Consider the following 26,487-nt stretch of genomic DNA (forward strand, 5'->3'; position numbering starts at 1 on the left):
ATCCGGCCCGGGCGCCCCGGGCCATAAGGGGGTCCCGGCGTACAGGAAGGAAGACAGGTGGGCGGGGGGCGGCATGGGCGCGCCCCTTGGCGACGCCATCGCCACAGGCCCGGCGCGATGATTGGCAAGGCGCTGCCCCGCTGGCAAGAGGAAATCAGCCCCCTGCGCCGCCCCCCGCCAGCCAGATCACAGCCGGCACCGCCGTGGCCAGCGCCAGCGTGCCCAGGAAAACCGTCGCCGCAAGGTTGGCCAGCACCACTGCGACAAAGACCGCGCGCCATTCGGCAAAGCGCAGGATGTGCCACAGGTTGGCCGCCAGCAAGAGCGGCGCGGCGGCCAGCACCGCGCCCAGCCGCACGGCCCCCGGCACCGCGCCGAGGATCGGCTGCGCCGCCAAGGGCACCAGCACGTTGATGATCAGAAACCGCAGCGCGACCGGCATCCGTCCCATGGGCCCTCCGTCTCGGTGCAGTCTGGCGCCGCGCGCGCCGCATCGCAAGCCGCCGGCACTGGACCGGGGCGCGCCCCGGCCCTAACGTCGGGCGCGCGAGACAGGAGATTGCCCCGCCGATGCTGCGCTTTACCCTCCTCCGGCTGTTGTCGCTGGGCCTCAGCCTGGCGGTGGCCAGCCTCGTGATCTTTGCGGTGATCGAGGTGATTCCGGGCGACCCGGCGGCGTTCATGCTGGGGCTGAACGCCGAGCCCGAGGCCGTGGCGTCGCTGCGGCGGGAACTGGGGCTGAGCGGCAGCCTGGCCGACCGCTATATCTCCTGGGCGGGCGGCATGTTGCGCGGCGATTTCGGACAGTCCTACACCTACCGCGTGCCGGTGGCCGACCTTGTGGCCCAGCGCCTCGTCGTGTCGCTGCCGCTGGCCGCCTATGCGCTGACGCTGACCGTCCTTATCGCCGTGCCGGTGGGGCTGGCGGCGGCGGCGCGGCGCGGCAGCGCGGCGGATTACGGCATCATGGGCGCCACTCAGCTGGGCATCGCGGTGCCGAATTTCTGGTTCGCGATGCTTCTGGTGCTGGTCTTCGCAGTCAATCTGCGCTGGTTCTCGGCGGGCGGCTTTCCGGGCTGGGAGGCAGGACTTTTCCCCGGCCTCAAGGCGCTGACCCTGCCGGCGGTGGCGCTGGCCCTGCCGCAGGCCGCGATCCTGGCGCGCGTCATGCGCTCGGCGCTGATCGAGACGCTGGGGCAGGATTACATCCGCTCGGCGCGGGCCAAGGGGCTGAGCCGCGCCCAGGCGATAAGGCGGCACGCGCTCAGGAACGCGCTGATCCCGGTCCTGACCATCATGGGGCTGCAATTCTCGTTCCTGCTCGCGGGCGCGATCATCATCGAGAACGTGTTCTTCCTGCCCGGCCTCGGGCGGCTGATCTTTCAGGCGATCACCCAGCGCGACCTGGTGGTGGTGGAAAGCGTGGTGATGCTCTTGGTCTTCGCGGTGATCCTCGTCACCTTTGTCGTCGATCTGGCCTATGCCGCCGTCGACCCACGCCTGAGGCGGCGATGACGGGGCGGGTGCAACTCTACGCCGGTGGCATGCTGAGCGCGGTTTTCCTGGTCGCCGCCGCGGTTTCGCTGGTCTGGGTCCCCCATGACGTGGCGGCGCTGAACATCGCCGAACGGCTGAGGCCACCGGGCGGCGATTACGTGCTGGGCACCGACCAGTTCGGGCGCGACCTTCTGTCGATGCTGATGGTCGGCGCGCGGTCCTCGATCGCCGTGGCGCTGGTCGCGGTGGGCATCGGCATGGGGCTGGGCGTGCCGCTGGGTCTGATCGCGGCGGCCAACAGGGGCAGCCTGATCGACGAGATCATAATGCGCGGCAACGATCTGATCTTTGCCTTTCCGGCGCTGGTGATCGCGATCCTGATCACCGCCGTCTTCGGCCCCTCGGCGGTCAACGCCATCCTTGCCATCGGCATCTTCAATATCCCCGTCTTCGCCCGCGTCACCCGCGGCGGCGCGCTTAGCCTCTGGACGCTGGATTACATCCTCGCCGCGCGGGTGGCCGGCAAGGGTCCGGCCCGGATCAGCGTCGAACACATCCTGCCCAATATCGCGAACCTCTTGATCGTGCAGGGCACGATCCAGTTTTCCCTCGGCATCCTGGCCGAGGCGGGGCTCTCGTATGTCGGCCTGGGCGCCCAGCCCCCCACGCCCAGCTGGGGCCGGATGCTGGCCGAGGCGCAGACGATGATCTACACCACGCCGCGGCTGGCGATCCTGCCGGGGCTGGCCATCGTGCTGATGGTGCTGGGGCTCAACCTGATGGGCGACGGGCTGCGCGATGCGCTCGACCCAAGGCTCAGGAGGGCGGCGCGGTGATCGGGGTCGAGGGGCTATCGGTGGCGATCCACGGGGCGCGGGTGCTGACGGATGTCTCCTTTGCCGTCGAGCGCGGACAGATCGCCGGGCTGGTGGGCGAAAGCGGCTCGGGCAAGTCGATGACGGCGCTGGCGATGATGGGGCTCTTGCCCCACGGGGCACGGGCCAGCGGCGCCGTGCGGCTGGACGGCACCGACCTGCTGCAGCTTTCCGAAGCGCAGATGTGCGACGTGCGGGGCCGCCAGATCGGCATGATCTTTCAAGAGCCGATGACCGCGCTGAACCCGGTGCAGAACATCGGCGACCAAGTGGCGGAAACGCTGGTGATCCACGGCGTCGCCAGCCGCGCCGAGGCGCTGCGCGAGGCCGGCAAACGGCTCAACCGGGTGGGCCTGCCCGCGGCCCGTTTTCCGCTGACCCGTTACCCGCACGAGCTGTCCGGCGGCCAGCGGCAAAGGGTCTGCATCGCCATGGCCATCGCGCTGCGCCCGCAACTGCTGATCGCCGACGAGCCCACCACCGCGCTGGACGTGACCACACAGGCGCGCATCCTCGATCTGCTGAAAGGGCTGGTCGAGGAAGAGCGGATGGGCCTTCTCTTCATCACCCATGACCTGGCGGTGGTGGCCGGGCTGGCCGACCGGCTGGCGGTGATGCGCCGGGGCGAGATCGTGGAACAGGGCGCTGCGGCCGAGGTGCTGGCCCAGCGCCGCCACCCCTATACCCGCGCCCTGTTCGAGGCCGCGACCCACCGGCCCGACCCGGTGCCCGCCGCGGCCGAAGCGCCGCTCTTGCGCGTCGCGCGGGTCGAGCGCAGCTATCCCCAGGCCCGGCACAGCCTCTTTCGACGCCCGCCCCCGTTTCGCGCGGTCAAGGGCGTCAGCTTTGACATCAACCGCGGCGAAAGCGTGGGGCTGGTGGGCGAATCCGGCTGCGGGAAATCGACGCTCACCCGCGCGATCCTCGGGCTAGACCCGCTGCAAGGGGGCGAGATCAGACTCGACGGGCAGGCGGTGACGGCGGGCGAACGGATGCCTGCCCCGCTTCGCCGCAAGATGAACATCGTCTTTCAGGACCCCTACGGCAGCTTCAACCCGCGTCACCGCGTGGGCCGACTGATCGCCGAGCCGTTTCACCTGACCGGCCGCCCCGACGACGCCGAGACGCGCGTGGCCGAGGCGCTGTCGTCGGTGGGCCTCGCCCCCGGGGACGCGGTGAAATTCATCCACGAATTCTCGGGAGGCCAGCGCCAGCGCATCGCCATCGCCCGCGCGCTGATCACCAGGCCCGAGCTGATCGTGCTGGACGAGGCGGTGTCGGCGCTGGACGTGCAGGTGCGCGCGCAGATCCTCGACCTGCTGGCCGATCTGAGGCGGCGGTTCGGGCTCAGCTACCTTTTCGTCAGCCACGACCTGCATGTCGTGCGCGCGATCACGGACCGGGTGCTGGTGATGCGCGCGGGCGAGATCGTCGAGGCAGGCCCGACCGAGCGGGTGCTGCACGCGCCCAACCACGATTACACCAAGGCGCTGCTGGCCGCGGCGCCCGAGCTGGAGGTGCCGAGATGAGCGACAACATCCTGAAAGACCTGTGGTTTCCGACCGACCGGTGCTTTGTCGCCGGGCACTGGCAGGCACCGCTGACGGGCCAGAGCCTGCCCATCGAAAACCCCTCGACAGGGGAGGAGATCGGCACGATCGCGCGCGGCGGGCCGGGCGATATCGACGCCGCCGTTTCCGCCGCCGAGTCCGCCCGCGACGGCGCATGGGGGCACGCCACCGCCGCCGAGCGGGGCCGCGTGCTGGCCCGCATCGGCCAGTTCGTGCGCGGCCGGGCCGACGAACTGGCCGCGCTCGAGGCCACCGACGTGGGCAAGCCGCTGAGCCAGGCGAAAGCCGACGCGCTGGCGCTGGCCCGCTACATGGAGTTCTACGCCGGCGCCGCCGACAAGGTGATGGGCCAGACCATTCCCTATCTCGACGGCTACACCGTCTACACCCTGCGCGAGCCGCACGGGGTGACGGGCCATATCATCCCGTGGAACTACCCGATGCAGATCATCGGCCGCTCGGTCGGGGCGGCGCTGGCCATGGGCAATGCCTGCGTGCTGAAACCCGCCGAAGAGGCCTGCCTGACGGCGCTGGCCTTTGCCAAGCTGGCCGAGGAGGCCGGGCTGCCGCCGGGCGCGCTGAACGTGGTGCCGGGTCTGGGCGAAGAGGCCGGCGCGGCGCTGACCGCCCATCCGCGGGTCAACCACATCTCCTTCACCGGGTCACTGGCGGTGGGGCGGCTGGTGCAGGCCGCGGCGGCGCAAAACGTGGTGCCGGTGACGCTGGAGCTGGGCGGCAAGTCGCCCCAGATCGTCTTTGCCGATGCCGATCTCGACGCGGCGCTGCCGTTTCTGGTGAACGCGGGCATTCAGAACGCGGGCCAGACCTGCTCGGCCGCCTCGCGGATATTGGTGGAGCGGCCGGTCTACGACCGGCTGACCGCGATGATGGCCAGCCGCTACCGCGCGCTCACGGTCGGCCCGGCGATGGACGACGCGCATGTCGGGCCGCTGATCTCGGCCCGGCAGAAGGCCATCGTCGAGAGCTATCTCGCGGACGGGGCCGATCTGGAAACCGCCGCCGAGGGCACGATCCTCGGCAACGCGCCGGCGGGCGGGCATTACCTGGCGCCGCGCCTGCTGGCCGGGGTGCCCGCCGCCCACAAGCTGGCGCAGGAAGAGATCTTCGGGCCCGTCCAGGCGCTTATCCCCTTCGAGGACGAAGACGAGGCGGCGGCGATCGCCAACGGCACGGGCTACGGCCTCGTCGCCGCGGTCTGGTCGCGCGAGGGGGCCCGGCAGATGCGGCTGGCCAAGAGGCTGCGCGCGGGACAGGTGTTCATCAACAACTACGGCGCGGGCGGCGGTGTAGAGCTGCCCTTTGGCGGCACCGGCCTGTCCGGGCACGGGCGCGAAAAGGGGTTCGAGGCGCTTTACGGGTTTTCGACGGTCAAGACGGTGGCCGCCCGCCACGGCTAGGCGCGCGCGCCCGCGGCCCAGTCGAGGGCGTCTTCCAGCCGGTCGTCGCCCCAGAAAAGCTCGCCATCGGCGACGAAACTGGGGGCGCCGAACAGGCCCAGCGCCTCGGCCTCGGCCGTGACCATGTTCAGCACGCGCCGCGTGGCCGGCGCCTCGGCCAGAGGCACCACCCGGTCGGGATCCTGCCCCACCGCGATCAGGCTGTCGGTCAGGTTGGGCGCCTGGCCCGGAGGCTGGTTGTCGTGAAACCAGCGGCGATAGGTCTCTGCGATGTAATCGGGACCCCAGCCCTCGTCGCAGCCGATCGTCGCCACCAGGTTGGCCTTTTCCAGCTCGGGGATCGGGTACTCGACGGGGACCTGCGCCGAAAGCCCGTGCCGGGCGGCCCGCCGCGCCACGTCGCGCCACATGTAGGCCAGCTTTGCCGGCTTGCCGGCAAAGGGCACGTTCTGCTGCGCCATCATCAGCTTGCGCACATTGAAGGGACGCCAGGTGACGCTCACGCCGCGGGCCGCGGCCTCGCGTCCGATCCGCATCACCGTGAGGAAGGAATAGGTGCTGCCGATCGAGACCCAGAAATCGATTTTGTGCATCGCGCGTCCTCTGGCGCTAGTCTGCGGTCGGGGCCGCGATTCTGTCAAACCGGGCGCGGCGCATTGAAACGGGAGGCACCGGATGCGTCTGGAGGGCAAGACCGCGATCGTCACCGGCGCCGGGTCGGGCTTTGGCGCCGGGATCACGCGGAGATTCGCGGCCGAGGGCGCGCAGGTGATGGTGGCCGATATCGACGCCGGGGCGGCGGCGGACATGGCCGAAGAGGTCGGCGGCGTCGCCCATGTGGCGGACGTGGCCGAGGCCGGCGCGATAGAGGCGATGGCGGAGACCGCGCTGGGGCTGTGGGGCCGCGTCGACATCCTGGTCAACAATGCCGGCATCACCCACCTGCCCCAGCCGCTGGAGGACCTGCCCGAGGACGAGTTCGACCGGGTTTTCGCGGTCAACGCCAAGTCGGTCTTTCTGACCGCCAAGTACCTGGTGCCGCCGATGAAGGCAGCCGGCGCAGGGGCGATCCTGAACATCGCCTCGACCGCCGGCCTGTCGCCGCGGCCGCGGCTGAACTGGTACAACGCCTCGAAGGGCTGGATGATCACGGCGACCAAGGCGATGGCGGTCGAGCTGGCGCCCCATGGCGTGCGGGTGAACGCGCTGGCCCCGGTGGCCGGCGAGACGCCGCTGCTGGGCCGTTTCATGGGCGCGGACACGCCCGAGATGCGCGCGAAGTTCCTGGCCACGATCCCGCTGGGGCGGTTTTCCACCCCCGAGGACATGGGCAGCGCGGCGTGTTTTTTGTGCTCGGACGAGGCGGCGATGATTACCGGCGCGGTGCTGGAGGTGGATGGCGGGCGCTGTATCTGAGGCGCCGCGCCCGTGGCCGGCGCTGCGCCATTTGGGTATTTTGACCAAGAAGAAGCGGGGAGCTGGCGCGATGCGGCCGGGGGCGCGGAACCTGATTACCGATGTGGCGGGCCTGCAGGTGGGCCAGGCCGAAGATCACGGGGTGAAAACCGGCGTCAGCGTCGTGCTGGGCGCGGCGCCCTTCGTGGCGGCGGTGCATGTGATGGGCGGCGCGCCGGGCACGCGGGAGACCGAGCTGCTGGCACCCGACCGGCTGGTGCAGGAGGTCGACGCGCTGGTGCTGGCGGGCGGGTCGGCCTTCGGGCTGGACGCGGCGTCGGGCGTGGCGGACGGGCTGCGCGCGCAGGGGCGCGGCTTTGCCGTCGGCGGGCAGCGCGTGCCGATCGTGCCCGGGGCGATCCTGTTCGATCTGCTCAATGGCGGTGACAAGGGCTGGGCGGAGAACCCCTACAAGGCGCTGGGGCGTGCGGCGCTGGATGCGGCGGGGACGGAGGTCGCGCTGGGCAGCGCAGGGGCGGGCACCGGAGCCATGACCGCCGATCTCAAGGGCGGGCTTGGCTCGGCCTCGCTGGTGCTGGATGGCGGCATCACCGTCGGCGCGCTGGTGGCGGTCAATGCGCTGGGCTCGGCCGTGATGGGGGGCGGGCCGGAGTTTTGGGCCGCGCCTTTCGAGATGGAGACGGAGTTCGGCGGGCTGGGGGCGGGGCGCCACGACCCCGGCGCCGAGCCGCGGCCCGAGGCGGGGCTGGGGCAGGCCACCACCATCGCCATCGTGGCCACCGATGCAGCACTCACCCAGGCCGAGGCGACGCGGCTGGCCGTGGCCGCCCATGACGGGATGGCCCGCGCGCTGGTGCCGAGCCACACGCCCTTTGACGGCGACCTGGTCTTTGCCGCGGCGACCGGGGCACTGCCCCTGCCCGAAGGCGGGTTCGAGGCGCTGCGGCTGGGCCATGCGGCGGCGGTGTGCCTGGCGCGCGCCATCGCGCGGGGGGTCTATCACGCGGCGTCCGCGCCGGGCGATCCCAAGCCCTGCTGGCAGGCGCGCTTTGCGGCGGGCGGTGGGCGGCGGGGCTAGAGCCCGCCGAGCAGCGCCTCGGTGAGCGGGCTGTCGGGCGCCTCCAGCCCCTCGATCACGTCGAAATGGTGCTTGCCCGGCACCACGGTCAGCTGCGCGCCCGGCCAGGCCTCGGCCAGCCAGCGGGCCTGGTCGAGAAAGACCGGGCGTTCGTCGCCGCCGACCCAGACCTGGACGGGCACGTCCGGCCGGGGCCGGTGAAAGACGGGGCTTTCGGCGCGGGCGGCTTCTTCGGTCAACTTGAAATCGGCGTTCATCGCCGTGTTGCGGAGCGGGCGCAGGTCGCTGACCGGCGAGATCGAGACCGCACGCTGGATGCGGGCGGAAACGTCACCCGTCAGCGCCACGTCCTCACAGAGCATCCGCGCCACCAAATGCCCGCCGGCCGAATGGCCGGCGAGGGCGACAGGGCCGTCGACCCGCGCGGCGATATCGGGCAGTGCGCGGGCGACATCGGCGGTGATCTGTGAAATCGCCACCTCGGGGGCCAGCCGGTAAGAGGGCATCGCCACCGCCCAGCCGCGCGCCAGCGGACCGGCGGCGAGATGGGACCAGAGCGATTTGTCGAAGCGCAGCCAATAGCCGCCATGGACGAACACCGCCAGCCCGCGCGGCGCGCCCTCGGGCAGGAACAGGTCGAAACGCTGGCGCGGATGATCGCCGTAGGGCAGATCGGTCTCGCCGCGCACGGTTGCGCGGAACGCCTCGGCCGCCGCCGCCCAGCGCGGCGGGTAATCGGCGCCGCCCGGAATGTGGGGCATGTTGGCATAGGCGTCGTCCCAGTCAATTTTCCGCGCGTCGCTGGACATCCCCTGCCCCTCCGTGTTTTGCCAGATATAAACCGAAGCGGAGGATGACCGATGCCGACCACCGATCTCAAGTCCCGTTTGAACGACCCCACCCTGCTGGCCGCGAAGGCCTATCTTGCCGGCAACTGGACGGGGGCCGATGACGGGGCGACCTTCGAGGTGACCAACCCCGCCCGCGGCGACGTCATCGCCACCGTGCCCGACCTCGGCCGGGCCGAAACCGCGCGGGCCATCGCCGCGGCGGAGGCGGCGCAAAAGGACTGGGCCGCGCGGACCGGAAAAGAGCGCGCGGCCATCATGCGTGCATGGTTCGACCTGATGATGCAGAATCAGGAGGATCTGGGCATCATCCTGACCGCCGAGATGGGAAAGCCGCTGGCCGAGGCCAAGGGCGAAATCGCCTATGGGGCGGGTTTCGTGGAATGGTTCGCCGAAGAGGCAAAGCGGATCTATGGCGAGACGATCCCGGGCCACCAGACCGACAAGCGGATCAGCGTCATCCGCCAGCCTGTGGGCGTGGTGGGCGCGATCACGCCGTGGAACTTTCCCAACGCGATGATTGCCCGCAAGGCGGCGCCGGCGCTGGCCGCGGGCTGCAGCTTTCTCATCAAGCCGGCGGGCGAGACTCCGCTTTCGGCGCTGGCGCTGGGTGTGCTGGCCGAACGGGCGGGCATTCCGGCCGGCGTGTTCTCGGTCATCACCTCGGGCAGCTCGGCCGAGATCGGCAAGGAGTTCTGCGAAAACCCCGCCATCCGCAAGATCACCTTTACCGGCTCGACCGAGGTCGGGCGCATCCTTCTGGGCCAGGCGGCCGAGCAGGTCAAGAAATGCTCGATGGAGCTGGGTGGCAACGCGCCCTTCATCGTCTTCGACGACGCCGATCTGGATGCGGCGGTCGAGGGCGCCATCGTCTGCAAGTTCCGCAACAACGGGCAGACCTGTGTGTGCGCCAACCGTATCTACGTGCAGGCCGGCGTCTACGACGCCTTCGCCGACAAGCTGGCCGCGGCGGTGGACAAACTGACGGTCGGCGACGGGCTGGACGAGGGCACCGATCTGGGCCCGCTGATCTCGCAAGCCGCGATGGAGAAGGTCGAGGCGCATCTGTCCGACGCCACCGCAAAGGGTGCAACGGTGGTGAAGGGCGGCCAAAGGCATGGCAATGGCGGCACGTTTTTCGAGCCCACCATCGTCACCGGCGCCACCCAGCAGATGCAATTCGCCTGCGAGGAAACCTTTGGCCCGCTCGCACCGCTGTTCAGGTTCGAGACCGAGGATGACGTGATCGCCATGGCCAACGACACGATCTTCGGGCTGGCGTCTTATTTCTACGCCAAGGATATCAGCCGCGTCACCCGGGTGGCCGAGGCGCTGGAATATGGCATCGTTGGCGTCAATACTGGGCTGATTTCCACCGAGGTGGCGCCCTTTGGCGGCGTCAAGCAATCGGGGCTGGGCCGCGAGGGCAGCCGTCACGGCATCGAGGACTATCTCGAGATGAAGTATATCTGCGTCTCGGTTTAGCGGCGCAGGCGCCCGGCGTTGCGGCACTGCCCCGTCGGTGCGTTACCGAGGCGGGGCATTGCAGCAGCATGGCGGCTTTCACCGTTGTCGAGACCATGGCCGAGATGCAGCGCGCGCCGCCGGGCGGTGATCGGCCTGCGATCCCCAAGACGCCGGTACCGATCTGATCCCCAACTGGCCGCGACCGGCGGCTATCGGAGGGACAAGGTCCAGGGGCTGGCCATCGCCACAGATTGCACGATGCCGGTGCCCGCCAACGAAGACAGGGTGGACGACCATTCGGGCGCGAGGATGTTCCTTGCGCTGCCGCAGGGCTGACGCGGCCCGCAACGCCGGGGCCTTTTGCCGGGACCGTTTCAAGAACGCCGAGGGACCGCGCGGCATCGTGCCGGATGCGATCGAGAATGGCGAAACGGCCCGCCCCGAACGGGAAAAGGCGGCCCGAGGGCCGCCTTTCCGATAAACGTCGTTTCGCTCAGCCGAGGATTACGACTTGCGCGAACGGCGGAAGGCGCCGAAGCCCAGAACCGCCGCGGCGAGCAGGCCGAACGAAGCCGGCACCGGAATGGTCGAGATCACCAGCTTGTCCTTGCTGATGGTCACCGAGCCGCCTTCGGGAACGACGAAGTCCCACTGTGCGGCCCAGGTCAGATCGCCCGAGCCCAGCGGCGAGGTGGTGTTGCTGAGGTTGTCCGCATCGCCATCGGTCAGCATGTCACGGATGTTGCTGTAGTAATCGATCTCCCACGCGTCCGGGTTCGGTCCGGTGATGACCTCGGTGCGGAAGCCGTTGCCGAGTTGGACGAAGGTGTCTTCGTCTTCCAGGTAGGCAACATCGTCGATGATATCGCCGATATCGAAATCAGTGTACTCGAACACCGACAGCCGCAGCGTGCGCTCGCTGGTGTTCGAGATGGTCAATTGCTCGGCAAGGTCGGAGCAGCAGCCGCCCGGGCTGCCCTGCAGCGAGTAGCGGACATCGGCGGTGAAGAGGCCGGCCTTGGCGTAGCGCGCGCTCAGCACGTCCGGGCGATCGTCGACGAACGCGTTCGTGTCGGAAACCTGGATACCCACGAGCTCCAGCGAAGTCAGCGCCTCTTCCGGGCCGGTGTCGCCGACACGGATCCAGAAGTTTTCTTCGTACATCACGTCGATGCCGTTGACGATCCAGTCGAACACGCCGCTCGGTTCGCCCGTGTAGGTGTCGTCATACCTGACGGTGGAGTTGAAATCTTCGATGGTCCAAACGGTGGCCTGTGCGGCGCCTGCCGAAATTGCGGCCACCGAAATACCAGCCAGCGCCAGATTGAAAATACGGGTCATGCCCTGTCTCCTCGTTAAATACGGCCACACGAATGAGCCCGTAAAATATACTCAGAACTGCACCTGCAGCCCCAAAACTCAATGCCTGCCCGCGTCGTAACCTTGCCCTGACGCGCACAAAAGCGGCTGCCACTTTCAGCGGTGGCATACAGATGGACCGAAGTCCTTAAGATCAGTTAACCGATTGTGGCGATTCGGATCAAGGGCGTAGCGCCTCTGTCGCCGCTCAGCGAACAACGCTCGCGCCAATCGGGGCATTGTTTCCTGAAATTGGATAAGATCATCATAAAAATATCAAAATTCCGCCACAGAGACGGCATCTCTGTGGCGGAAGGGCGTGAATCATGGCGGCCTTGCGCCCGCTTGACTCCCGATTTTCCGGTTTTTTTTTCGCACTGCCGCAAATGGCGTCAGGCCGACGCGTCCTCGCGCTCAGCGGGTGCGGGCGTCGCCGAAATCTGCTGCGCCCCATCGGTCGCGATCTCGATCCGCCGCGGCTTGAGCGCCTCGGGAACCTCGTGCACGAGGTCGATATGCAGCATGCCGTCGGCATGTATGGCGCCGGACACACGCACATGATCGGCCAGGTGGAACCGGCGCTCGAAGGCACGGGTGGCGATGCCCCGGTGCAGATACGTGCGCTCGCCCGTCTCGGGCGCCTTGCGCGCGGACACGACGAGGGCGTTTTCCTTGACCTCGACGGCCAGTTCATCGGCAGAAAACCCGGCCACGGCGATGGTGATCCGATAGCCGTTATCCGATGTTTTCTCGATATTGTAGGGCGGATAGCCCGGCTGGGCGGTTTCGCTGGACAGGACCTGATCCATCAGGTCGGCCATCCGGTCAAAGCCCACGGTCGCACGGTAGAGCGGGCCGAAATCATAGTGTCGCATGGTGTCATCCTCCATTGAGCGATGTCTGTAGTGCCCTCCCTTTGCGGCGGGACGGGCGGTCGTCGCGGACCCGGTACCGGCATCCGCAAATGTGCATTTGGGAAGGTCGTCCGCGGGTTTCAACCCCCGCTCAGGGCCGGACGAAGCGCGCGCCGATATCGCGGTCGTCACCAGTGGCGGGCAACCGGCGGATCGTGAATTCCTCTTTCGGAAACACGCCCTTGCCGGCGCGCAGGGCGGCCAGCAGCCGGTCGAGCGCGGGGCCGGCGCGGGGCCCGTAGGCCACCTGCCCGTCACCATCCTTGCCGCCGCCCGATACGATGGCGACGATCCGCGCGCGACCCGAGCCGCTTTCGAAAACCGGCGCGCCGGAGGCGCCGAATGTAACGTCGCAGGAAAACGCGTAGGCCAGCGGCCCGCGTTGCAGCACGGTGCATTCAGGCTGCCATGCGAGGGCATCCTCGCGCCCCGCGGCGTAGGACACCACGCTCACCGCCGCCCCCGGCGCCACGTGCAGGCCCGGCACGAACGGCGCCGCCGCGGCAGCGGGGATCGCCTCGGCCAGTTGCAAAAGCGCGGCGTCGTGTTCGAGCCGGACCAGCCCGTCCGCGGTCACGGGGTCGTAGCCCGGATCGACCACCGCGCGCCGCACCGCCCGGTCGAACACCGCGGTCTTGCCTGCCAGCCCTGCGCGAAAGGTGATCTGGCGCGGGTCGCGCCGGCGCGGGCCGTCATAAAGGCAATGGGCGGCGGTCAGCACCAGGTCGGGGGCGACCAGCACGCCGGTGCAGAATCCGCCGCCCAGATCGACCCGTCCGACGGCCTCCCAGCCCAGCAGGTCGTCGCGCTGGGTCAGAAGGCGCAGCCCGCTATCGGCCAGAACGGGCGCGGCCAGCACAAGGCCGATCAGGATCGCCGCCAGCCTCTGCATCGCTCAGGGCCGCACGAATTTGGCGCTGCCGGTGTCGCCGGCGGTGCCTCGGCCAAATCGGCGCAACGGCGGCGCCTCGGCGCCGATCACGCCCTCGCCCATCGCCATGCGCGATTTCATCAGCGTCAGCGCGTCACCCAGCGCGCTGCCCAGCGCCACCCGGCGCGCGCCCAGCTCGGCCATGGCCGACACGACAGAGACGATCTCGGGCCGATCGCCGCGGAAGCTGAAGACAGGCGCCCCCGAGGCGCCGAAATCGACCTCGCAGGACAGCATCAAAACCCCCGGCCGACCGGCCAGCACGTGGCAGATTTCCTCAAGCGAGGGCGCCTCCGAGCGGTCGCGGGCATAGGATACCACGCCCACCTGATCGCCCATGCCCGGCCGGCTTCCCGTGGCAAACGGCGTCAGCCCCGTCAGCCGGATCGGCCGGTCGAGTTGCAACAGCGCGAGGTCGTAGGCGACGCCCGACACCCTGTGATCGGACCGGAAGCGGTAGCGCGGATGCACGATGCCCCGCCGCACATTGCGATAGGCCTCGGCCCGGCCATTGCGCCAGCCGGCAAGGAACTCGATCCGCCCCATGTCCAGCGTCTCGCCGGTGCGCTTGTCATAAAGGCAGTGGGCCGCGGTCAGCACAATGTCGTCGCCGATCAGCGTGCCGGTGCAAAATCCGCGCCGGCCGAGGTCAAGCCGCCCGACGGCCTCCCAGCCCTTGCCGGCCTCGCCGGTCTCGAGGCTTCGCAGCGCGTCGGCGGCCGCCGGGCGTCCCATCGCGAGGACCGCAAGGAAGCACAAGATCAGTCGCAGCATGACGGCCCCTCCCTTTTCCTCGCGCCCATAGCATCCGCATGGGGCAGGATTATGTCCCTGCGTCCAGCGCCCGCGGCCGCGGTCCGCCGGTTGCCCAGTCCAAAAGCTCGACCGTATGCACGACCGGCACCCCGGTGCCGCTGCCGATCTGCATCATGCAGCCGATGTTGCCCGCCGCGATCGCCTGCGGCTGTTTCGCCTCCAGCGTCTCGATCTTGCGCGCCTTGAGCTGCTTGGAAATCTCCGGTTGCAACAGATTGTAGGTGCCGGCCGAGCCGCAACACAGGTGGCTGTCGGCCGGCTCGACCACCTCGAAGCCCGCGGTCTTGAGCAAGGTCTTGGGATGGGTCTTGATCTGCTGGCCATGCTGCAACGAACAGGCAGAGTGATAGGCCACCCGCAGCCCCCCTGCGCCCTCGGGCAGATCGAGCTGCATCAACAGCTCGCTGACATCCATCGCGCGGCGCGCCACCGCCTGCGCGTCCGCTTCCAGCGGATCGCCCCGGAACATGTGCGCGTAATCCTTCACCGTGGTGCCGCAGCCGGAGGTGTTGATGACGATCGCATCCAGCCCCTCGCCCGCGATCTCGGCCGCCCAGGCACGGATGTTGCCCGCGGCATGGGCGTGGCTGTCGGCGGTCTTGCCCATGTGGTGGGTCAGCGCCCCGCAGCAGCCCGCGCCGCGCGCCACCACCACCTCGCAACCCAGCCGTCTGAGCAGCCGGATCGTGGCATCGTTGATGTCGGTGTTCAGCGCCCGCTGCGCGCAACCGGTCAACAGCGCGACCCGCATCTTGCGCGGGCCCTGCGCGGGAAAGACCTGGGGCGCGTCGTTCGGGCTCGGCGCCGGCACAGCGTCGGGCACCATCTCCAGCATCGCCCTGAGGCGCGCGTCGGGCACCAGCGCCGCGACGGGCCGGCCCAGCCTGGCCAGCCGCAGCGCCAGCCGGAACCGCGCCGGATAGGGCAGGATGCGCGCCAGCACCCAGCGCAGGGCCCGGTCGGAAAACGGCCGGCGATAGGTCTTTTCGATATGGTCCCGGGCGTGATCGACCAGATGCATGTAATGCACGCCCGAGGGGCAGGTCGTCATGCAGGCCAGGCAGCTCAGGCAGCGGTCGATATGCTTGACGGTCTTGGCGTCCGCCGGCCGCCCGCTCTCCAGCATGTCCTTGATGAGGTAGATCCGGCCGCGGGGGCTGTCCAGCTCGTCGCCCAATACCTGGTAGGTCGGGCAGGTGGCGGTGCAAAACCCGCAATGCACACAGGCACGCAGGATCTCGTTCGACCGGGCGATGCCGGGGTCCTTGAGCTGGTCTTCGGTGAAATGTGTCTGCATGTCAGCGCGTCGCCATCGCGTATTGGAGGAACAGGAAATGCGCCGCGAAGGCGATCGCGGCGCAGGGCACGATCCGAAAGACCGGCCCAGCCAGGGGCTTCAGCGCCAGCACCGGCAACAGCGCCAGACCCGCCAGCCCTGCCCCGGTCACGAGCGGCACGCCGTATCGCACCAGAGCCGGACCCTGTCCCGCAACGATGTATAGCAGCCCCACGGCGCCGGCCGCCGTGGCCGCCGCCAGCAGCCAATGCCGCACGGCCCAGCCCACCGCGCAGGCCGCGACGCAGGGCAGAACCACGAAGGGTAGGCTCTCCCGCAGCATCACCCCATCACCCCCGGGTTCAGAATGCCGCGCGGATCGAACTGCGCGCGCAGCCCTTTGGCAATCGCCGCCAGCGGCGCGGGCTCGGGGTGGAACACCGGCAGCGCGGCCCGCGTCGCCTCGCGCGCCCGGATCAACGTCGCATGGCCCGCGAACGCGCCCAGCGCCGCGCGCAGATCGGTCCCCGGCGCGACCTCGGCCCAGACAAGGCCGCCGCCCCAGTCGTAGATCGCCCGCGCCCCCTCGGGCAGGCGCGCCACCAGCCCCGGCGCGTCGGACGGTTTCACCGACAGCCGCCAGACATCCCCGCCGCTGCCGGCGAAGGGCCGCACATCGCGGATACCGGCCCAAAGATCGGCCACGCGCCCTGCGTCGGTCTCGGTCTCCGCCGCGCCGAACGGCGCCAGCGCGTCGCACAGCCGCCCGGCCCGGTAGGCCACCGACGCGCCGAACCCTTCCAGCCGGAAATGGGTGCGCGCCGTGCCCGCAACCGGCGCCGGCAGATGCGCCGCCGCGCTCACCTCGAACGGCGTGCCCAGGCCCGCGGCCATCGCTGCCACCGCCCGCGCATCGTCCAGCTCCGACACCGTCACCGTCGCCGCGGCCTCGACATCGGGCAAGACCTTCAGGCTGACCTCGCTCAGGATGCCCAGCGTGCCGTGGCTGCCTGCCATCAGCTTGACCAGGTCGTACCCGGTGACGTTTTTCATCACCCGCCCGCCATTCTTGATCGCGACGCCCCGCCCGTCGACGAACCGGACGCCGATCAGCGCGTCCCGGCAGGCGCCGGCCTGAACCCGCCGCGGCCCCGACGCGTTGACCGCCACCGCACCGCCGACCGTGGGCGCGCCCTCGGTGCCCAGCAGCGCCCGGTGATCCATCGGCTCGAAGGCCAGCCGCTGGTTCTCCGCCGCCAGCGCCGCCTCGATCTCGGCCAGGGGCGTGCCCGCGCGGGCCACCAGCGTCAGCGCGCCCGGCTCGTAGAGCGTCACGCCCGCCAGGCCCGCCACCGACAGCGCCTCGCCCGCCACCGGCGCCCCGATGGGCCGCGTGCCGCCACCGACGACCCGCAAGGGCCCGCCCGCGCCCGCCACCAATTCGGCCAGCTCGGCCTCTGTTTCCGGTCTCATCATTCTTATGGCCTGAAATATCCTCGGGGGTGAATGGGCCGGAACGGCCCAGAGGGGGCAGACAGCCCCCTTACGCCGCGCGCCGCCCGGTCCGCCGCCCGGCACTGGCAGCCAGCGGAAACACCTTTGCGGGGTTCAACAACCAGCCCGGGTCGAAGACGTCCTTGACCCGCATCTGCGCGTCGAGGTCGGCATCGGCGAACTGCGTGCTCATCAGGTCGCGCTTCTCTATCCCCACGCCGTGTTCGCCGGTCAGGCAGCCGCCCACCTCGACGCAGAGCTTCAGGATATCCGCGCCGAAGGCCTCGCAGCGTTCCAGGTCGCCCGGCTTGTTGGCGTCGAACAGGATCAGCGGGTGCATGTTGCCGTCGCCCGCGTGGAACACGTTGGCCACGTCCAGCCCGTACTCTGTCGACATCTCGCCGATCCGGCGCAACACCAGCGGCAGCGCCGAGACCGGGATGGTCCCGTCGAGGCACATGTAATCGTTGATCTGCCCCATCGCGCCGAAGGCCGATTTCCGCCCCAGCCAGATCTTCGCGCTTTCCTCGTCCGATCCGCTCTCGCGCAACTCCACCGGGTCGTGGCGCCGGGCGATCTCGGTGATCAGCGAAAGCTGCGCGTCGATCTCGGCGGGGCTGCCCTCGACCTCGACGATCAACAGCGCCTCACAATCGGGATAGCCGGCATGGGCGAAAGCCTCGGTCGCGCGGATGCAGGGCCGGTCCATGAACTCGATGGCCACGGGCAGGACGCCCGCCTTGATGATGTCGGCCACGCAGGCGCCGGCCACTTCCGACGAGTCGAACCCCATCAGCACCGGCCGCGCCCCCTCGGGCTTGGGCAGGATGCGCAGCGTCGCCTCGGTCACCACCCCGAGCTGCCCCTCGCTGCCGCAGATCAGGCCCAGCCAGTCGTAGCCGGCGGCATCCAGATGCGCGCCGCCCAGCTCGACCACCGTGCCATCCATCAAGACCAGCGTGACGCCCAACAGGTTGTTGGTCGTGACCCCGTATTTCAGGCAATGCGCCCCGCCCGAATTCATCGCGATATTGCCCGAGATCGCGCAGGCCAGCTGCGACGAGGGGTCGGGGGCGTAGAAAAACCCCTCTTCCTCCACCGCCCCGGTCACGCTGAGGTTGGTCCGCCCCGCCTGCACCCGGATGATACGGTTGTCGTAATCGGTCTCCAGCACCGCGTTCAGCCGCGCCACGCCCAGGATGACGCTGTCGGCCGTGGGCAGCGCGCCCCCCGCAAGCGACGTGCCCGCTCCACGAGGGACCACCGGCACACCCTCTTCGTGGCAGATCCTCAGGGCCGCCGACACCTCCTCGGTCGATCCGGGCAGGATTGCCGCCATAGGCGCGCAGCGATAGGCGGTCAGCGCGTCGCATTCGTAGGCCCGGGTCTCGGTCGGGTCGTCGATCACGGCCCGTGCCGGCATGACCTCGCGCAGGCGCTCTACCACCCTGTCCTTCTTCGACAGGATCGACGGGTCCGGCTCTGGCAATTCCATGGCGGGCCTCCTCCCTATTGGTAAGAAATTATAACCAATCTTGCCGTCTGGCAAGACACTTCCCCAGGCCTTACGCTCCGCGCATGGAACTGATGCAGCGGATCGCCCTCTTCAGCCACGCCGACGCTGTGGCGCTCGTCCTCTGGCTGGCCGCCTGGGTCGGCATCGGCGCGGTGATCGAGCGCGGCGCAGGCGCCGCCCGGCCCTCGGTCTCGGTGCTGATGGCGCGCTACCGTCATGACTGGATGAAAAATCTCGTCACGCGCCAGCCGCGCATCTTCGACGCCAACATCCTGTCGACGCTGCGGCAGGGCACGACCTTCTTCGCCTCCGCCTCGATGATCATCATCGGCGCGGGGCTGGCGCTGATCGGCAATACCGAGCGGCTCCTGGGGCTGGCCGAAGACCTCACGCTGGAAACCGCCCCGACCGTGGTCTGGGAGGTCAAGATCCTCGCTGTGCTGCTGCTCGTCGCCAACGCGTTCCTCAAGTTCGTCTGGTCCCACCGGCTTTTCGGATATTGCGCGGTGGTCATGGCCGCGGTCCCGAACGAGCCCGACGACCCCATAGCCTTCCACCGGGCCGGGCAGGCGGCCGAGGTCAACGTCGCCGCGGCGCGCAGCTTCAACCGCGGCATGCGCTCGCTCTATTTCGCGCTCGGCGGGCTTGCCTGGCTCTTGGGCGCCGTGCCGCTGATCGGGGCCACCTTTGTCACCGTCGCCGTGCTCTGGCGCCGCGAATTCGCCTCGCGCGCCCGCCGGGCGCTGCTCGACTGCACGCCAAAGTGACCCGGGGCGCCGCGCCGCTCTGGCAGACTGGCCGCGAAAGGAGACCGCCGATGCCCCGCCTGATACCGCTCTTGCCGTGCCTGTTCGCCGCCCTGCCGCTCTGGGCGGAGCCCGCCGAAATCGTCGCCGCCACCGCCGAGCCAACCCGCGACACCTGGCGTTTCTCCGTCACGCTGCGCCACCCCGACACGGGATGGGAGCATTACGCCGACGGCTGGGAGGTGTTGGCCCCCGACGGCACCCGGATCGGCCTTCGCAAGCTCCTGCATCCGCATGTCGACGAACAGCCCTTCACCCGCAGCCTGACCGGCGTCGCCGTTCCCGCGGGCGCGACCCGGATCACGATCCGCGCCCGCTGCAGCCGCGACGGATGGACGGGAACGCCCGTCACGCTCGATCTCAAGAACTGACCGCCCGCTTCTTCTGGCCGAAAATATCCTCGGGGGGTGAATGGGCCGAAGGCCCAGAGGGGGGCGGACAGCCCCCCTGACCTCAGCGCCGCCCCTCGCGCAGCCAGGCCCCGAGGCTGAAGAGTGCGGCCAGCGCCAGGAACGCCCAGGCCGGGGCGAGCGGCAGGATCGTCACATCGGCGGTCAGATACGCCTCGCGCGGGGTGATCCCGATCCAGCCGCGGCCAGCGGCCAGCCGGCCCTCGCGCACGGTGCGGATGTCGGGCACGCCGTCCTCGACGGCCAGCAGTCCACCGCGTGTGGCCTCGACCGCCGGGCTCAGCTTGTCGCCGCTGGCGATGGTTTCCTCGAATTCCCGCGGCGCGGCGGGGCCCAGGGCGATGACGGTGTCCATCTCCTCGTCGGAGAGGCGATAAAGCCCGATCTCGGGCCCCTCGTAGGTGGCGGTAAACCGGCCCGGCGCGCTCTCCTCCAGGTCCAGCGTCACCGTTTCCCCGTCGGGCCGGGTGACCTCGACGCTGCGCGCGCCCTCGGCCAGCGACCGGCGGGTGATCGTCATCACCTGACCCTCGGCCTCGGCGCTCAGCGCCTCTTCCTCCAGTTCGGGCTCTTTCATCATCCAGTGGGCCAGCCGGCGCAGCAGTTCGAGCTGCGGGCCGCCGCCCTCGAAGCCCCGGTTCCACAGCCACGCGTGGTCCGAGGCCATCAGCGCGACGCGCCCCTCGCCGACCCGGTCGAGCACCAGAAGCGGCCGCTCGTCCATCCCCGACATCACCACCTGCCCGCCCACGGGCTCCAGCTCGATCAGGCGGAACCAGCGGCCCCAGTCGCCGCCGGCCGCGGCCTTCAGCCCCTCGGTCACCGGGTGGCGCTGGCCCAGGTCGGTGATCGCGGGGCGATAGCCGTCCTCGATCACCCGCGCTGTGGGCGTGGCGGGCAGGATATCGGCCAGCGGCGAGCGGAAGATCGAGTCGGCGGTTGCGAAATCGGGGCCCGCCGCCACCAGCACCGCGCCGCCCTCCTCGACATAGCTGCGCACGTTTTCGAGGTAGATCATCGGCAGGATGCCGCGCCGCTTGTAGCGGTCGAATACGATCAGGTCGAACTCGTCGATCTTGTCGAGAAACAGCTCGCGGGTGGGAAAGGCGATCAGCGACAGCTCGGTCACCGGCACGCCGTCCTGTTTTTCGGGCGGCCGCAGGATGGTGAAATGCACCAAATCCACCGCGCTGTCCGATTTCAGCAGGTTGCGCCATGTGCGCTCGCCCGGGTGCGGTTCGCCCGAGACCAGCAGCACGCGCAGCCGGTCGCGCACCCCGTTGATCTGCACCACGGCGGCATTGTTGCGCTCGGTCAGCTCGTCCGGCGCGGCGGCCAGCCGGAACTGGATGACGTTGCGCCCGCCGTGGCCCAGCGTCACCGGCAGCTCCAGGTCCTGGCCCACGGGCACCCGAAATGTCTGCGGCTCCTGCCCGTCGATGGCCACCGACAGCTCGGCATCTCCACCCAGCCCCGCCGGGACCGCGCCCTGATCCTCGATCCTCAAGGTCAGCGTCACCTCTTCGTCGATGATCGCAAAGGCCGGCGCGTTCTTGACGATCAGCCGCCGGTCCCAGTCGGTGTCGTGGCCGGTCAGCAGGGTATGCAGCGGCGCGGGCAGGTCCGGCGCGCGCTCGATATCGTGCAGCTGCCCGTCGGTCAGCAGGATCGCGCCGGCCAGCCGCGCGCTGGGCTCTTCGGCCAGCGCCTCGGACAGCGCGGTCATCAGCAACGTGCCCTCGTTGCCGTCGCCGTCGCCCAGCCGCACCACGCGCAGCTCGGTGTTATCCATCGCCGCGATCTCGGCCTCGACGCGGGCCACGGCGCGGGCCGTCTGGTCGGGGCGGTCGGAAATGCGCTGGCTGGCGCTTTCGTCGACCACCAGAACCACGATATCGCTGAGTGGCGTGCGGTCCTCGCGCTGCAGCGCGGGGTTGGCCAGCGCCAGCAGAACGGTTGCCGCCGCCAGCCCCCTGAGCCACCAGCCCGCCAGCCCGCGCCAGAGCGACAGCGCCACCATTGCCACGCCCAGCGCCACCAACGCCCACAGCACCGGCCAGGGCAGCAGCGGGTCGAAGATCACCGCGCCGCTCATTGGCCCAGCCTGTCGAGAAGGGCGGGCACGTGCACCTGGTCGGATTTGTAGTTTCCGGTCAACACATGCATCACCAGATTGACCCCGAAGCGATAGGCGATCTCGCGCTGGCGTTCGCCGGCATAGCCACGGCCCACCGGGAACATCGCCGCGCCCTGGGGATCCACCGCCCAGGCCGCCGCCCAGTCGTTGCCGCCGATCACCACCGGCGTGACCCCGTCATTGAGATCGCGAAACGGCATGCCCTCGGCGCGTACCGCATCGGGCGGCGCGGCCTCGACCCAGACATCGCGGCTGGCGTGCCGGCCCGGGAAATCCTGCAACAGGTAAAAGGTGCGGGTCAGGACGTGGTCCGACGGCACCGGCTCCAGCGGAGGGACATCGAGGGGGCGGGCGATGGCCTGCAGCTTGCGCCCCTCGGGCGAGCCGCCGCCGAACCGCGCCACGTCGGCATCACGGGTGTCGAACAGGATCATGCCGCCCGTGCGCAGGTAGCGGTTGAGCTTGGCGTAGGCGTCAGGCGAGGGCAGCGGCTGGTTTGCCGTGACCGGCCAGTAAAGGAACGGGAAAAACGAAAGCTCGTCGGTTTCGAGGTTCACGCCGATGGGCGCGGCGGGCTCGATCGACGTCCGCTGAAACAGCTTGTCCGACAGCCCCCTCAGCCCTGCCTCCGCCACCTGGTCGACCCGTGCATCGCCGGTGACCACATGGGCCAGCACCACCTCGCTGGTCGCCCGCAGCGCCAATTCGTCGTCCGCGCCCGATTGCGCGCGGGCCTCGACCGGCAGGATGAGGCCCAGCGCCAGCACGGCGGCCAGCCCCGCTTTCGCGCTCCTGAGCCGGCCCGACAGCCACAGCGAGGCCAGGATATCGGCGGCCAGCAGGATCAGCGCCAGCGTCAACAGCGCCCCCTTGAGCGCGGTCTCGCGCGTCACCGCCAGCCCCTCGACGGGGATCCGCGCAGGCCATGCGCTGGCCGCGAGCTCGGTATCGGGGCCGATGACGTTGAGCGCAAGCCGCCGGTCCTCGCCGGCATAAAGCCCCGGCGGCAGGTCGGCCGAGGGGCGCGCGTCGGCCAGCCGCTCGCCCGGCACGCCGGACAGCCGCCCGGCATCTTCGATCTCGCCGAAGCCGTTCAGCACCGCCTCGGCCACCCAGGTGGTGCCGGCCAGATCGGCCGCCGCGGGCCGCGCGGGGCGGGTCGAGACTGCCAACCGTTCGAGCATCTGCACGAAGAGACCCGAAAGCGGCAGGGTGGACCATTCGGCGTTGGCGGTGACGTGAAACAGCACCACCTGCCCCTCGCCCAGACGCTTGCGCGTGACCAGCGGCGTGCCGTCGGTCAGCGCGGCGATGGACCGCTCGGCAAGCTGCGGGTCGGGCTGGGCCATCACCTGGGCGCTGACGCGCACATCGTCGGGCACGTCGAGACCGAAGAACGGCGAGGTTTCGGCGAAGGGGCGCAGGGCCTTGGGCTCGCCCCAGCTCATCGCGCCGCCCACGCTGCGCCCGCCCGCGCGCAGCCGCACCGGCATCAGCGGGTCTTCCTCGGCGCGGCTGACATCGCTTGCGGCCAGCCGCGGCCCGGCAAAGCGCAGCAGAAGGCCGCCATCTTCCACCCAGCCCTCCAGCTCTTGGGCCTCGGCCCCAGCCAGCGTCGCCACGTCGGCCAGCACGATCACGTCGGGACTGGCCAGGATGATATCGGCAAGCGTGCCGTCGATCAGGTCGGCGGTGGGCGCAAGCGCCTTGTCCAGGTAGAAAAGCGGTGAGAGCAGTTGCAGCCCCTCGCGGTCGTCGCGGCCCGCGATCAGCGCCACCTCGCGGCGCTTGAGGCTGTCATCGGTCAGGCTGACCGCCCCGGCCGAGCGCACCCCCGCCACCGAGAACCGGGTTATGCGGTTTCTCAGTTCGGGCGGCAGCACCATCTCGACGCGGGCCTCGGCCTCGCCCGGGGCAAAGGCCGCGTTGGCCCGCGCGAGGTCGCGCTCGACGCCGGCGGGGTCGAGCCCGGTGGCGACCAGCCCCACCTCGGCGCCGTCGCCCGTGCGGGCCCGAAGCGCGGTCAGGCTGATCGCCCCGTCGGCGAATTCGGCAGGGCGCAGCGCATAGGCCGGGCGCGGGCTTTCGAAGACGCGCAGATTGCCCGAGGCCTCGAACGTGGCCAGCAATTCGCGCCGGCCGGGGTAATCCACCCCGCCCGACATCCAGAACGTGTCGAACCCGCCTTCCAGCCCCTCGGCCCATTCGACAATCGTCCGGGCGTCGGGCATCCACGGTGTGGGCTTGAGCCCGGCCAGCCGCGCCCGCCATGCCTCGGCCGCCTGGAACGGCAGGCCGCCATCGGGCAGGTCCGTGGCCTGCACCACGGCCACGGGCCGGGCATCGCGCGCGGCCTCTTCCAGCGCGGCGTCGATCCTGTCGATCCGGCGCGACCAGTCGCGCGCATCGGCCCATGTGCCGTCCACGAAGATCAACACGGGCCCCGACCCGCTACGCTCATCCTGCGGGTTCAACACGGGTCCGGCAAAGCCCACGATCACCGCCGCGACCGCCAGAATCCGCAGCAGCAACAGCCACCAGGGCGTGGTGTCGGTCTGGTTCTCGTCGTCGCTGAGCCCCAAAAGCAGCACCACCCCCGGAAACCGCCGGCGGATCGGCGCGGGCGGCACGGCGCGCAGCAGCAGCCACAGCACGGGAAGCGCGGCCAGCGCCCAAAGCAACAGCGGCGCGGTAAAGCCGATGGGGCCCAGCATGAACATCAGCGCACCCGTTCGAGCGCGCGGAACAGCCACAAGAGCGCGCCTTGCGCGCTGTCTCCGGTATGGTGGCAATGGTAGTGCCAGCCGGTGGTCCGGGCGAGGTGGTCGAGCCGCGCCTTGCGGGCGGCAAGACGGTCGAGATAGCGATCGCGCAGATCGCCGGCCTTCAGCGTCTCGTGCACCATGCTGCCGCCCATGCTCTCAAAGATCGTGCGGCCGTCAAAAGGAAACGCCTCTTCCGCCGGGTCCAGCACCTGCAGGATCGCGCCTTTCACCCCGCGGTCGGCGGCCTTGGCCAGCGCCGCCTCGACGGGCGCGAGATCGCCCAGGAAATCAGACACGAAAAGCGCGCGGGAATGGGGCGGCATACCGCGGGTTTCCGGCGCGCCGTAATCGGGCGCCTCGCGCTCGGCGCTGAGGGCCTCGGCAAGGCGCAGCAATTGCAGCGGCCCAGAGCGCGGCGGCAGGCCCATGCCCGACAGCCCAACCCGCTCGCCCCCGCGCATCAGCAGCACGGCCACGGCCATCGCCAGCACCCGGGCACGCTCGGCTTTGGTTGGGTGATCGCGGGCGCCCGAAAAGCCCATCGAGGCCGCGTCGTCGACCCAGAGCAGCACGCTTTGCGCCGCCTGCCATTCCTTTTCGCGCACGAAATGCGCGTCCGACCGGCCCGAGCGGCGCCAGTCGATCATCCGCGCCTCGTCGCCCGCATGGGCCGGGCGGTATTGCCAGAACTCGTCGCCGGTGCCCGACCGACGCCGCCCGTGTTCGCCCAGCAGCACCGTGCTGGCCAGATGCTCGGCATCGGCCATGAGCGGCGGCAGCGGCGCGGCCAGCGCCTCGGCGCGGGAACGAAGGGCGGCGGGGTGGCTCACGCGGCGGCCTCGACGCGGGTGATTTCCTCGGCGACGGCCGAGATGATACCGCCCAGATCCTCGCCGCGGGCCCGCGCGGCAAAGCTGAGCGCCATGCGGTGGATCAGCACGGGCGCGGCCATCTTGAGCACGTCCTCGGCCGAGGGCGCCAGCCGGCCCTCCAGCAGCGCCTGGGCGCGGACCGTCAGCATCAGCGCCTGCGCCGCGCGCGGCCCCGGCCCCCAAGAGACGTTCTCGCGCACCGCCTGCGCCGCCTCGGCCTCGCCGGGGCGGCAGGCGCGCACCAGGTCGAGGATCAGCTCGACCACCCCTTCGCCCACGGGCATCCGCCGCACCAGCGTCTGCGCCGCGATCAGCTCTTCGGCGGTGAACACGCCGCGCGCCTCTTCCTCGGCAACGCCGGTGGTGGCGATCAGGATGTCATGCTCGGTCTTGCGGTCCGGGTAGGGCACGTCGATCTGCACCAGGAACCGGTCGAGCTGGGCCTCGGGCAGCGGATAGGTGCCCTCCTGCTCGATCGGGTTCTGGGTGGCCAGCACGTGAAAGGGCGGCGTCAGGGCATGGGCCTCGCCGGCGATGGTGACAGATTTTTCCTGCATCGCCTGCAACAGCGCCGACTGGGTGCGGGGGCTGGCGCGGTTGATCTCGTCTGCCATCAGGAGCTGGCAGAAGATCGGCCCCTCGATGAAGCGGAAGGCGCGGCTGCCGTCCTGGGCCGTCTCCAGCACCTCCGAGCCCAGGATATCTGCGGGCATCAGGTCGGGGGTGAACTGGATGCGCGCGCCGTTCAGGCCCATCACGGTGGACAACGTGTCGACGAGCCGCGTCTTGCCCAAGCCCGGCAGGCCGATCAGCAGGCCATGACCGCCGCAAAGCAGCGCGGCAAGCGTCAGATCGACCACGCGCTCCTGCCCGATGAACCGCTTGGTGATGCTGGCCTTTGCCTCGGCCAGCTTGACGCCAAGCGCTTCGATCTCGGACACCAGCTGCGCCTCGTCGCTCATGACATTTCTCCCTGCGGTTATATGTGGCACCATTAAAGGCAGATATCTCGCGAGGCACA

The 26,487-nt window shown here is 69.8% G+C and carries 24 protein-coding genes; 9 read left to right on the top strand and 15 right to left on the bottom strand.

Going from position 1 to position 26,487, the window contains the following annotated elements:
- Positions 1-154: 154 nt before the first annotated feature.
- Entirely contained in the window at positions 155-451 is a 297-nt protein-coding gene (locus tag Ga0609869_RS03830) for a hypothetical protein (protein WP_125407559.1), read from the bottom strand.
- Between the two features lie 119 nt (positions 452-570).
- Between Ga0609869_RS03830 and Ga0609869_RS03835 the strand changes: the two genes are divergently transcribed.
- From Ga0609869_RS03835 to Ga0609869_RS03850, 4 genes are read left to right on the top strand one after another with little or no spacing between them, the layout of a single operon-like run.
- Positions 571-1,515, top strand: a complete 945-nt coding sequence (locus Ga0609869_RS03835) for an ABC transporter permease (protein ID WP_125407556.1) — start codon at positions 571-573, stop codon at positions 1,513-1,515.
- Positions 1,512-2,333 (top strand): ABC transporter permease, encoded by an 822-nt coding sequence (locus Ga0609869_RS03840; RefSeq protein ID WP_125407553.1) that lies wholly within the window; start codon positions 1,512-1,514, stop codon positions 2,331-2,333. The genes Ga0609869_RS03835 and Ga0609869_RS03840 overlap by 4 nt, the downstream gene beginning before the upstream one ends.
- Complete coding sequence (locus Ga0609869_RS03845) at positions 2,330-3,901, top strand: ABC transporter ATP-binding protein (RefSeq protein WP_125407550.1); 1,572 nt, start codon at positions 2,330-2,332, stop codon at positions 3,899-3,901. Before Ga0609869_RS03840 ends, Ga0609869_RS03845 begins: the two co-directional genes overlap by 4 nt.
- 8 nt (positions 3,902-3,909) lie before the next feature.
- Complete coding sequence (locus Ga0609869_RS03850) at positions 3,910-5,361, top strand: aldehyde dehydrogenase family protein (RefSeq protein ID WP_438826871.1); 1,452 nt, start codon at positions 3,910-3,912, stop codon at positions 5,359-5,361.
- On the opposite strand, the gene Ga0609869_RS03855 is transcribed toward Ga0609869_RS03850, so the two are convergent.
- A complete protein-coding gene (locus Ga0609869_RS03855) occupies positions 5,358-5,954 on the bottom strand; it encodes a 2-hydroxychromene-2-carboxylate isomerase (RefSeq protein WP_125407546.1) in 597 nt (198 codons plus the stop codon). The two genes, Ga0609869_RS03850 and Ga0609869_RS03855, sit on opposite strands and share 4 nt — an antisense overlap.
- An 82-nt stretch (positions 5,955-6,036) precedes the next feature.
- On the opposite strand from Ga0609869_RS03855, the gene Ga0609869_RS03860 reads away from it, so the two are divergent.
- Together Ga0609869_RS03860 and Ga0609869_RS03865 are read left to right on the top strand one after the other, a co-directional pair.
- On the top strand, positions 6,037-6,777 hold the full coding sequence (locus Ga0609869_RS03860; protein ID WP_125407543.1) for a glucose 1-dehydrogenase: 741 nt from the start codon (positions 6,037-6,039) through the stop codon (positions 6,775-6,777).
- Between the two features lie 70 nt (positions 6,778-6,847).
- Positions 6,848-7,855 (top strand): P1 family peptidase, encoded by a 1,008-nt coding sequence (locus tag Ga0609869_RS03865; RefSeq protein WP_125407541.1) that lies wholly within the window; start codon positions 6,848-6,850, stop codon positions 7,853-7,855.
- On the opposite strand, the gene Ga0609869_RS03870 is transcribed toward Ga0609869_RS03865, so the two are convergent.
- On the bottom strand, positions 7,852-8,643 hold the full coding sequence (locus Ga0609869_RS03870) for a hormone-sensitive lipase (protein ID WP_125408215.1): 792 nt from the start codon (positions 8,641-8,643) through the stop codon (positions 7,852-7,854). The genes Ga0609869_RS03865 and Ga0609869_RS03870 overlap by 4 nt on opposite strands.
- A gap of 72 nt (positions 8,644-8,715) precedes the next feature.
- Between Ga0609869_RS03870 and Ga0609869_RS03875 the strand changes: the two genes are divergently transcribed.
- Positions 8,716-10,188 carry an NAD-dependent succinate-semialdehyde dehydrogenase gene (locus Ga0609869_RS03875; RefSeq protein WP_125407538.1) on the top strand — a complete coding sequence of 491 codons (1,473 nt, stop codon included), beginning with the start codon at positions 8,716-8,718 and terminating at the stop codon, positions 10,186-10,188.
- A 486-nt stretch (positions 10,189-10,674) separates the two neighbouring features.
- Here the strand turns inward: Ga0609869_RS03875 and Ga0609869_RS03880 are convergent, their stop codons facing one another.
- The 8 genes from Ga0609869_RS03880 to Ga0609869_RS03915 form a co-directional block, all read right to left on the bottom strand.
- Complete coding sequence (locus Ga0609869_RS03880; protein WP_125407535.1) at positions 10,675-11,511, bottom strand: VPLPA-CTERM sorting domain-containing protein; 837 nt, start codon at positions 11,509-11,511, stop codon at positions 10,675-10,677.
- A gap of 410 nt (positions 11,512-11,921) precedes the next feature.
- Positions 11,922-12,404 (bottom strand): Hsp20 family protein, encoded by a 483-nt coding sequence (locus tag Ga0609869_RS03885; protein WP_125407532.1) that lies wholly within the window; start codon positions 12,402-12,404, stop codon positions 11,922-11,924.
- Positions 12,405-12,534: 130 nt separating this feature from the next.
- Positions 12,535-13,335 carry a trypsin-like serine peptidase gene (locus tag Ga0609869_RS03890; protein WP_125407529.1) on the bottom strand — a complete coding sequence of 267 codons (801 nt, stop codon included), beginning with the start codon at positions 13,333-13,335 and terminating at the stop codon, positions 12,535-12,537.
- 3 nt (positions 13,336-13,338) lie between these two features.
- Positions 13,339-14,148, bottom strand: coding sequence for a trypsin-like serine peptidase (locus Ga0609869_RS03895; protein WP_125407526.1), 810 nt, complete (start codon positions 14,146-14,148; stop codon positions 13,339-13,341).
- A gap of 49 nt (positions 14,149-14,197) precedes the next feature.
- Positions 14,198-15,487 carry a glycolate oxidase subunit GlcF gene (gene glcF / locus Ga0609869_RS03900; RefSeq protein WP_125407523.1) on the bottom strand — a complete coding sequence of 430 codons (1,290 nt, stop codon included), beginning with the start codon at positions 15,485-15,487 and terminating at the stop codon, positions 14,198-14,200.
- 1 nt (position 15,488) lies between these two features.
- On the bottom strand, positions 15,489-15,809 hold the full coding sequence (locus Ga0609869_RS03905) for a hypothetical protein (protein ID WP_125407521.1): 321 nt from the start codon (positions 15,807-15,809) through the stop codon (positions 15,489-15,491).
- On the bottom strand, positions 15,809-16,939 hold the full coding sequence (locus tag Ga0609869_RS03910) for an FAD-binding protein (RefSeq protein WP_125408213.1): 1,131 nt from the start codon (positions 16,937-16,939) through the stop codon (positions 15,809-15,811). Before Ga0609869_RS03910 ends, Ga0609869_RS03905 begins: the two co-directional genes overlap by 1 nt.
- Positions 16,940-17,009: 70 nt before the next feature.
- Positions 17,010-18,455, bottom strand: coding sequence for an FAD-linked oxidase C-terminal domain-containing protein (locus Ga0609869_RS03915; RefSeq protein ID WP_125407518.1), 1,446 nt, complete (start codon positions 18,453-18,455; stop codon positions 17,010-17,012).
- Between the two features lie 83 nt (positions 18,456-18,538).
- Between Ga0609869_RS03915 and Ga0609869_RS03920 the strand changes: the two genes are divergently transcribed.
- Both Ga0609869_RS03920 and Ga0609869_RS03925 read left to right on the top strand, forming a co-directional pair.
- On the top strand, positions 18,539-19,243 hold the full coding sequence (locus tag Ga0609869_RS03920; protein WP_125407516.1) for a DUF599 domain-containing protein: 705 nt from the start codon (positions 18,539-18,541) through the stop codon (positions 19,241-19,243).
- A gap of 50 nt (positions 19,244-19,293) precedes the next feature.
- A complete protein-coding gene (locus tag Ga0609869_RS03925; protein WP_125407513.1) occupies positions 19,294-19,653 on the top strand; it encodes a hypothetical protein in 360 nt (119 codons plus the stop codon).
- Between the two features lie 82 nt (positions 19,654-19,735).
- On the opposite strand, the gene Ga0609869_RS03930 is transcribed toward Ga0609869_RS03925, so the two are convergent.
- The 4 genes from Ga0609869_RS03930 to Ga0609869_RS03945 are packed head-to-tail and all read right to left on the bottom strand — an operon-like array spanning position 19,736 to position 26,428.
- Positions 19,736-21,787 carry a hypothetical protein gene (locus Ga0609869_RS03930; RefSeq protein ID WP_125407510.1) on the bottom strand — a complete coding sequence of 684 codons (2,052 nt, stop codon included), beginning with the start codon at positions 21,785-21,787 and terminating at the stop codon, positions 19,736-19,738.
- Positions 21,784-24,549, bottom strand: a complete 2,766-nt coding sequence (locus Ga0609869_RS03935) for a DUF4159 domain-containing protein (RefSeq protein WP_125408211.1) — start codon at positions 24,547-24,549, stop codon at positions 21,784-21,786. Before Ga0609869_RS03935 ends, Ga0609869_RS03930 begins: the two co-directional genes overlap by 4 nt.
- The gene (locus tag Ga0609869_RS03940) at positions 24,549-25,424 is read right to left on the bottom strand and encodes a DUF58 domain-containing protein (RefSeq protein ID WP_125407507.1); all 876 of its coding nucleotides are present in this window, start codon (positions 25,422-25,424) and stop codon (positions 24,549-24,551) included. Before Ga0609869_RS03940 ends, Ga0609869_RS03935 begins: the two co-directional genes overlap by 1 nt.
- A complete protein-coding gene (locus Ga0609869_RS03945; RefSeq protein WP_125407504.1) occupies positions 25,421-26,428 on the bottom strand; it encodes an AAA family ATPase in 1,008 nt (335 codons plus the stop codon). The genes Ga0609869_RS03940 and Ga0609869_RS03945 overlap by 4 nt, the downstream gene beginning before the upstream one ends.
- Positions 26,429-26,487: the final 59 nt, after the last annotated feature.

This window comes from Rhodovulum iodosum (genome assembly GCF_041020385.1).
Taxonomy (GTDB): Bacteria; Pseudomonadota; Alphaproteobacteria; order Rhodobacterales; family Rhodobacteraceae; genus Rhodovulum; species Rhodovulum iodosum.

Coding starts and splice junctions, on each gene's coding strand:
- Ga0609869_RS03830 (WP_125407559.1), bottom strand. CDS start 451: ATGGGACGGATGCCGGTCGCGCTGCGGTTTCTGATCATCAACGTGCTG.
- Ga0609869_RS03835 (WP_125407556.1), top strand. CDS start 571: ATGCTGCGCTTTACCCTCCTCCGGCTGTTGTCGCTGGGCCTCAGCCTG.
- Ga0609869_RS03840 (WP_125407553.1), top strand. CDS start 1,512: ATGACGGGGCGGGTGCAACTCTACGCCGGTGGCATGCTGAGCGCGGTT.
- Ga0609869_RS03855 (WP_125407546.1), bottom strand. CDS start 5,954: ATGCACAAAATCGATTTCTGGGTCTCGATCGGCAGCACCTATTCCTTC.
- Ga0609869_RS03860 (WP_125407543.1), top strand. CDS start 6,037: ATGCGTCTGGAGGGCAAGACCGCGATCGTCACCGGCGCCGGGTCGGGC.
- Ga0609869_RS03865 (WP_125407541.1), top strand. CDS start 6,848: ATGCGGCCGGGGGCGCGGAACCTGATTACCGATGTGGCGGGCCTGCAG.
- Ga0609869_RS03875 (WP_125407538.1), top strand. CDS start 8,716: ATGCCGACCACCGATCTCAAGTCCCGTTTGAACGACCCCACCCTGCTG.
- Ga0609869_RS03880 (WP_125407535.1), bottom strand. CDS start 11,511: ATGACCCGTATTTTCAATCTGGCGCTGGCTGGTATTTCGGTGGCCGCA.
- Ga0609869_RS03885 (WP_125407532.1), bottom strand. CDS start 12,404: ATGCGACACTATGATTTCGGCCCGCTCTACCGTGCGACCGTGGGCTTT.
- Ga0609869_RS03890 (WP_125407529.1), bottom strand. CDS start 13,335: ATGCAGAGGCTGGCGGCGATCCTGATCGGCCTTGTGCTGGCCGCGCCC.
- Ga0609869_RS03895 (WP_125407526.1), bottom strand. CDS start 14,148: ATGCTGCGACTGATCTTGTGCTTCCTTGCGGTCCTCGCGATGGGACGC.
- glcF (WP_125407523.1), bottom strand. CDS start 15,487: ATGCAGACACATTTCACCGAAGACCAGCTCAAGGACCCCGGCATCGCC.
- Ga0609869_RS03905 (WP_125407521.1), bottom strand. CDS start 15,809: ATGCTGCGGGAGAGCCTACCCTTCGTGGTTCTGCCCTGCGTCGCGGCC.
- Ga0609869_RS03910 (WP_125408213.1), bottom strand. CDS start 16,939: ATGAGACCGGAAACAGAGGCCGAGCTGGCCGAATTGGTGGCGGGCGCG.
- Ga0609869_RS03915 (WP_125407518.1), bottom strand. CDS start 18,455: ATGGAATTGCCAGAGCCGGACCCGTCGATCCTGTCGAAGAAGGACAGG.
- Ga0609869_RS03920 (WP_125407516.1), top strand. CDS start 18,539: ATGGAACTGATGCAGCGGATCGCCCTCTTCAGCCACGCCGACGCTGTG.
- Ga0609869_RS03925 (WP_125407513.1), top strand. CDS start 19,294: ATGCCCCGCCTGATACCGCTCTTGCCGTGCCTGTTCGCCGCCCTGCCG.
- Ga0609869_RS03930 (WP_125407510.1), bottom strand. CDS start 21,787: ATGAGCGGCGCGGTGATCTTCGACCCGCTGCTGCCCTGGCCGGTGCTG.
- Ga0609869_RS03935 (WP_125408211.1), bottom strand. CDS start 24,549: ATGTTCATGCTGGGCCCCATCGGCTTTACCGCGCCGCTGTTGCTTTGG.
- Ga0609869_RS03945 (WP_125407504.1), bottom strand. CDS start 26,428: ATGAGCGACGAGGCGCAGCTGGTGTCCGAGATCGAAGCGCTTGGCGTC.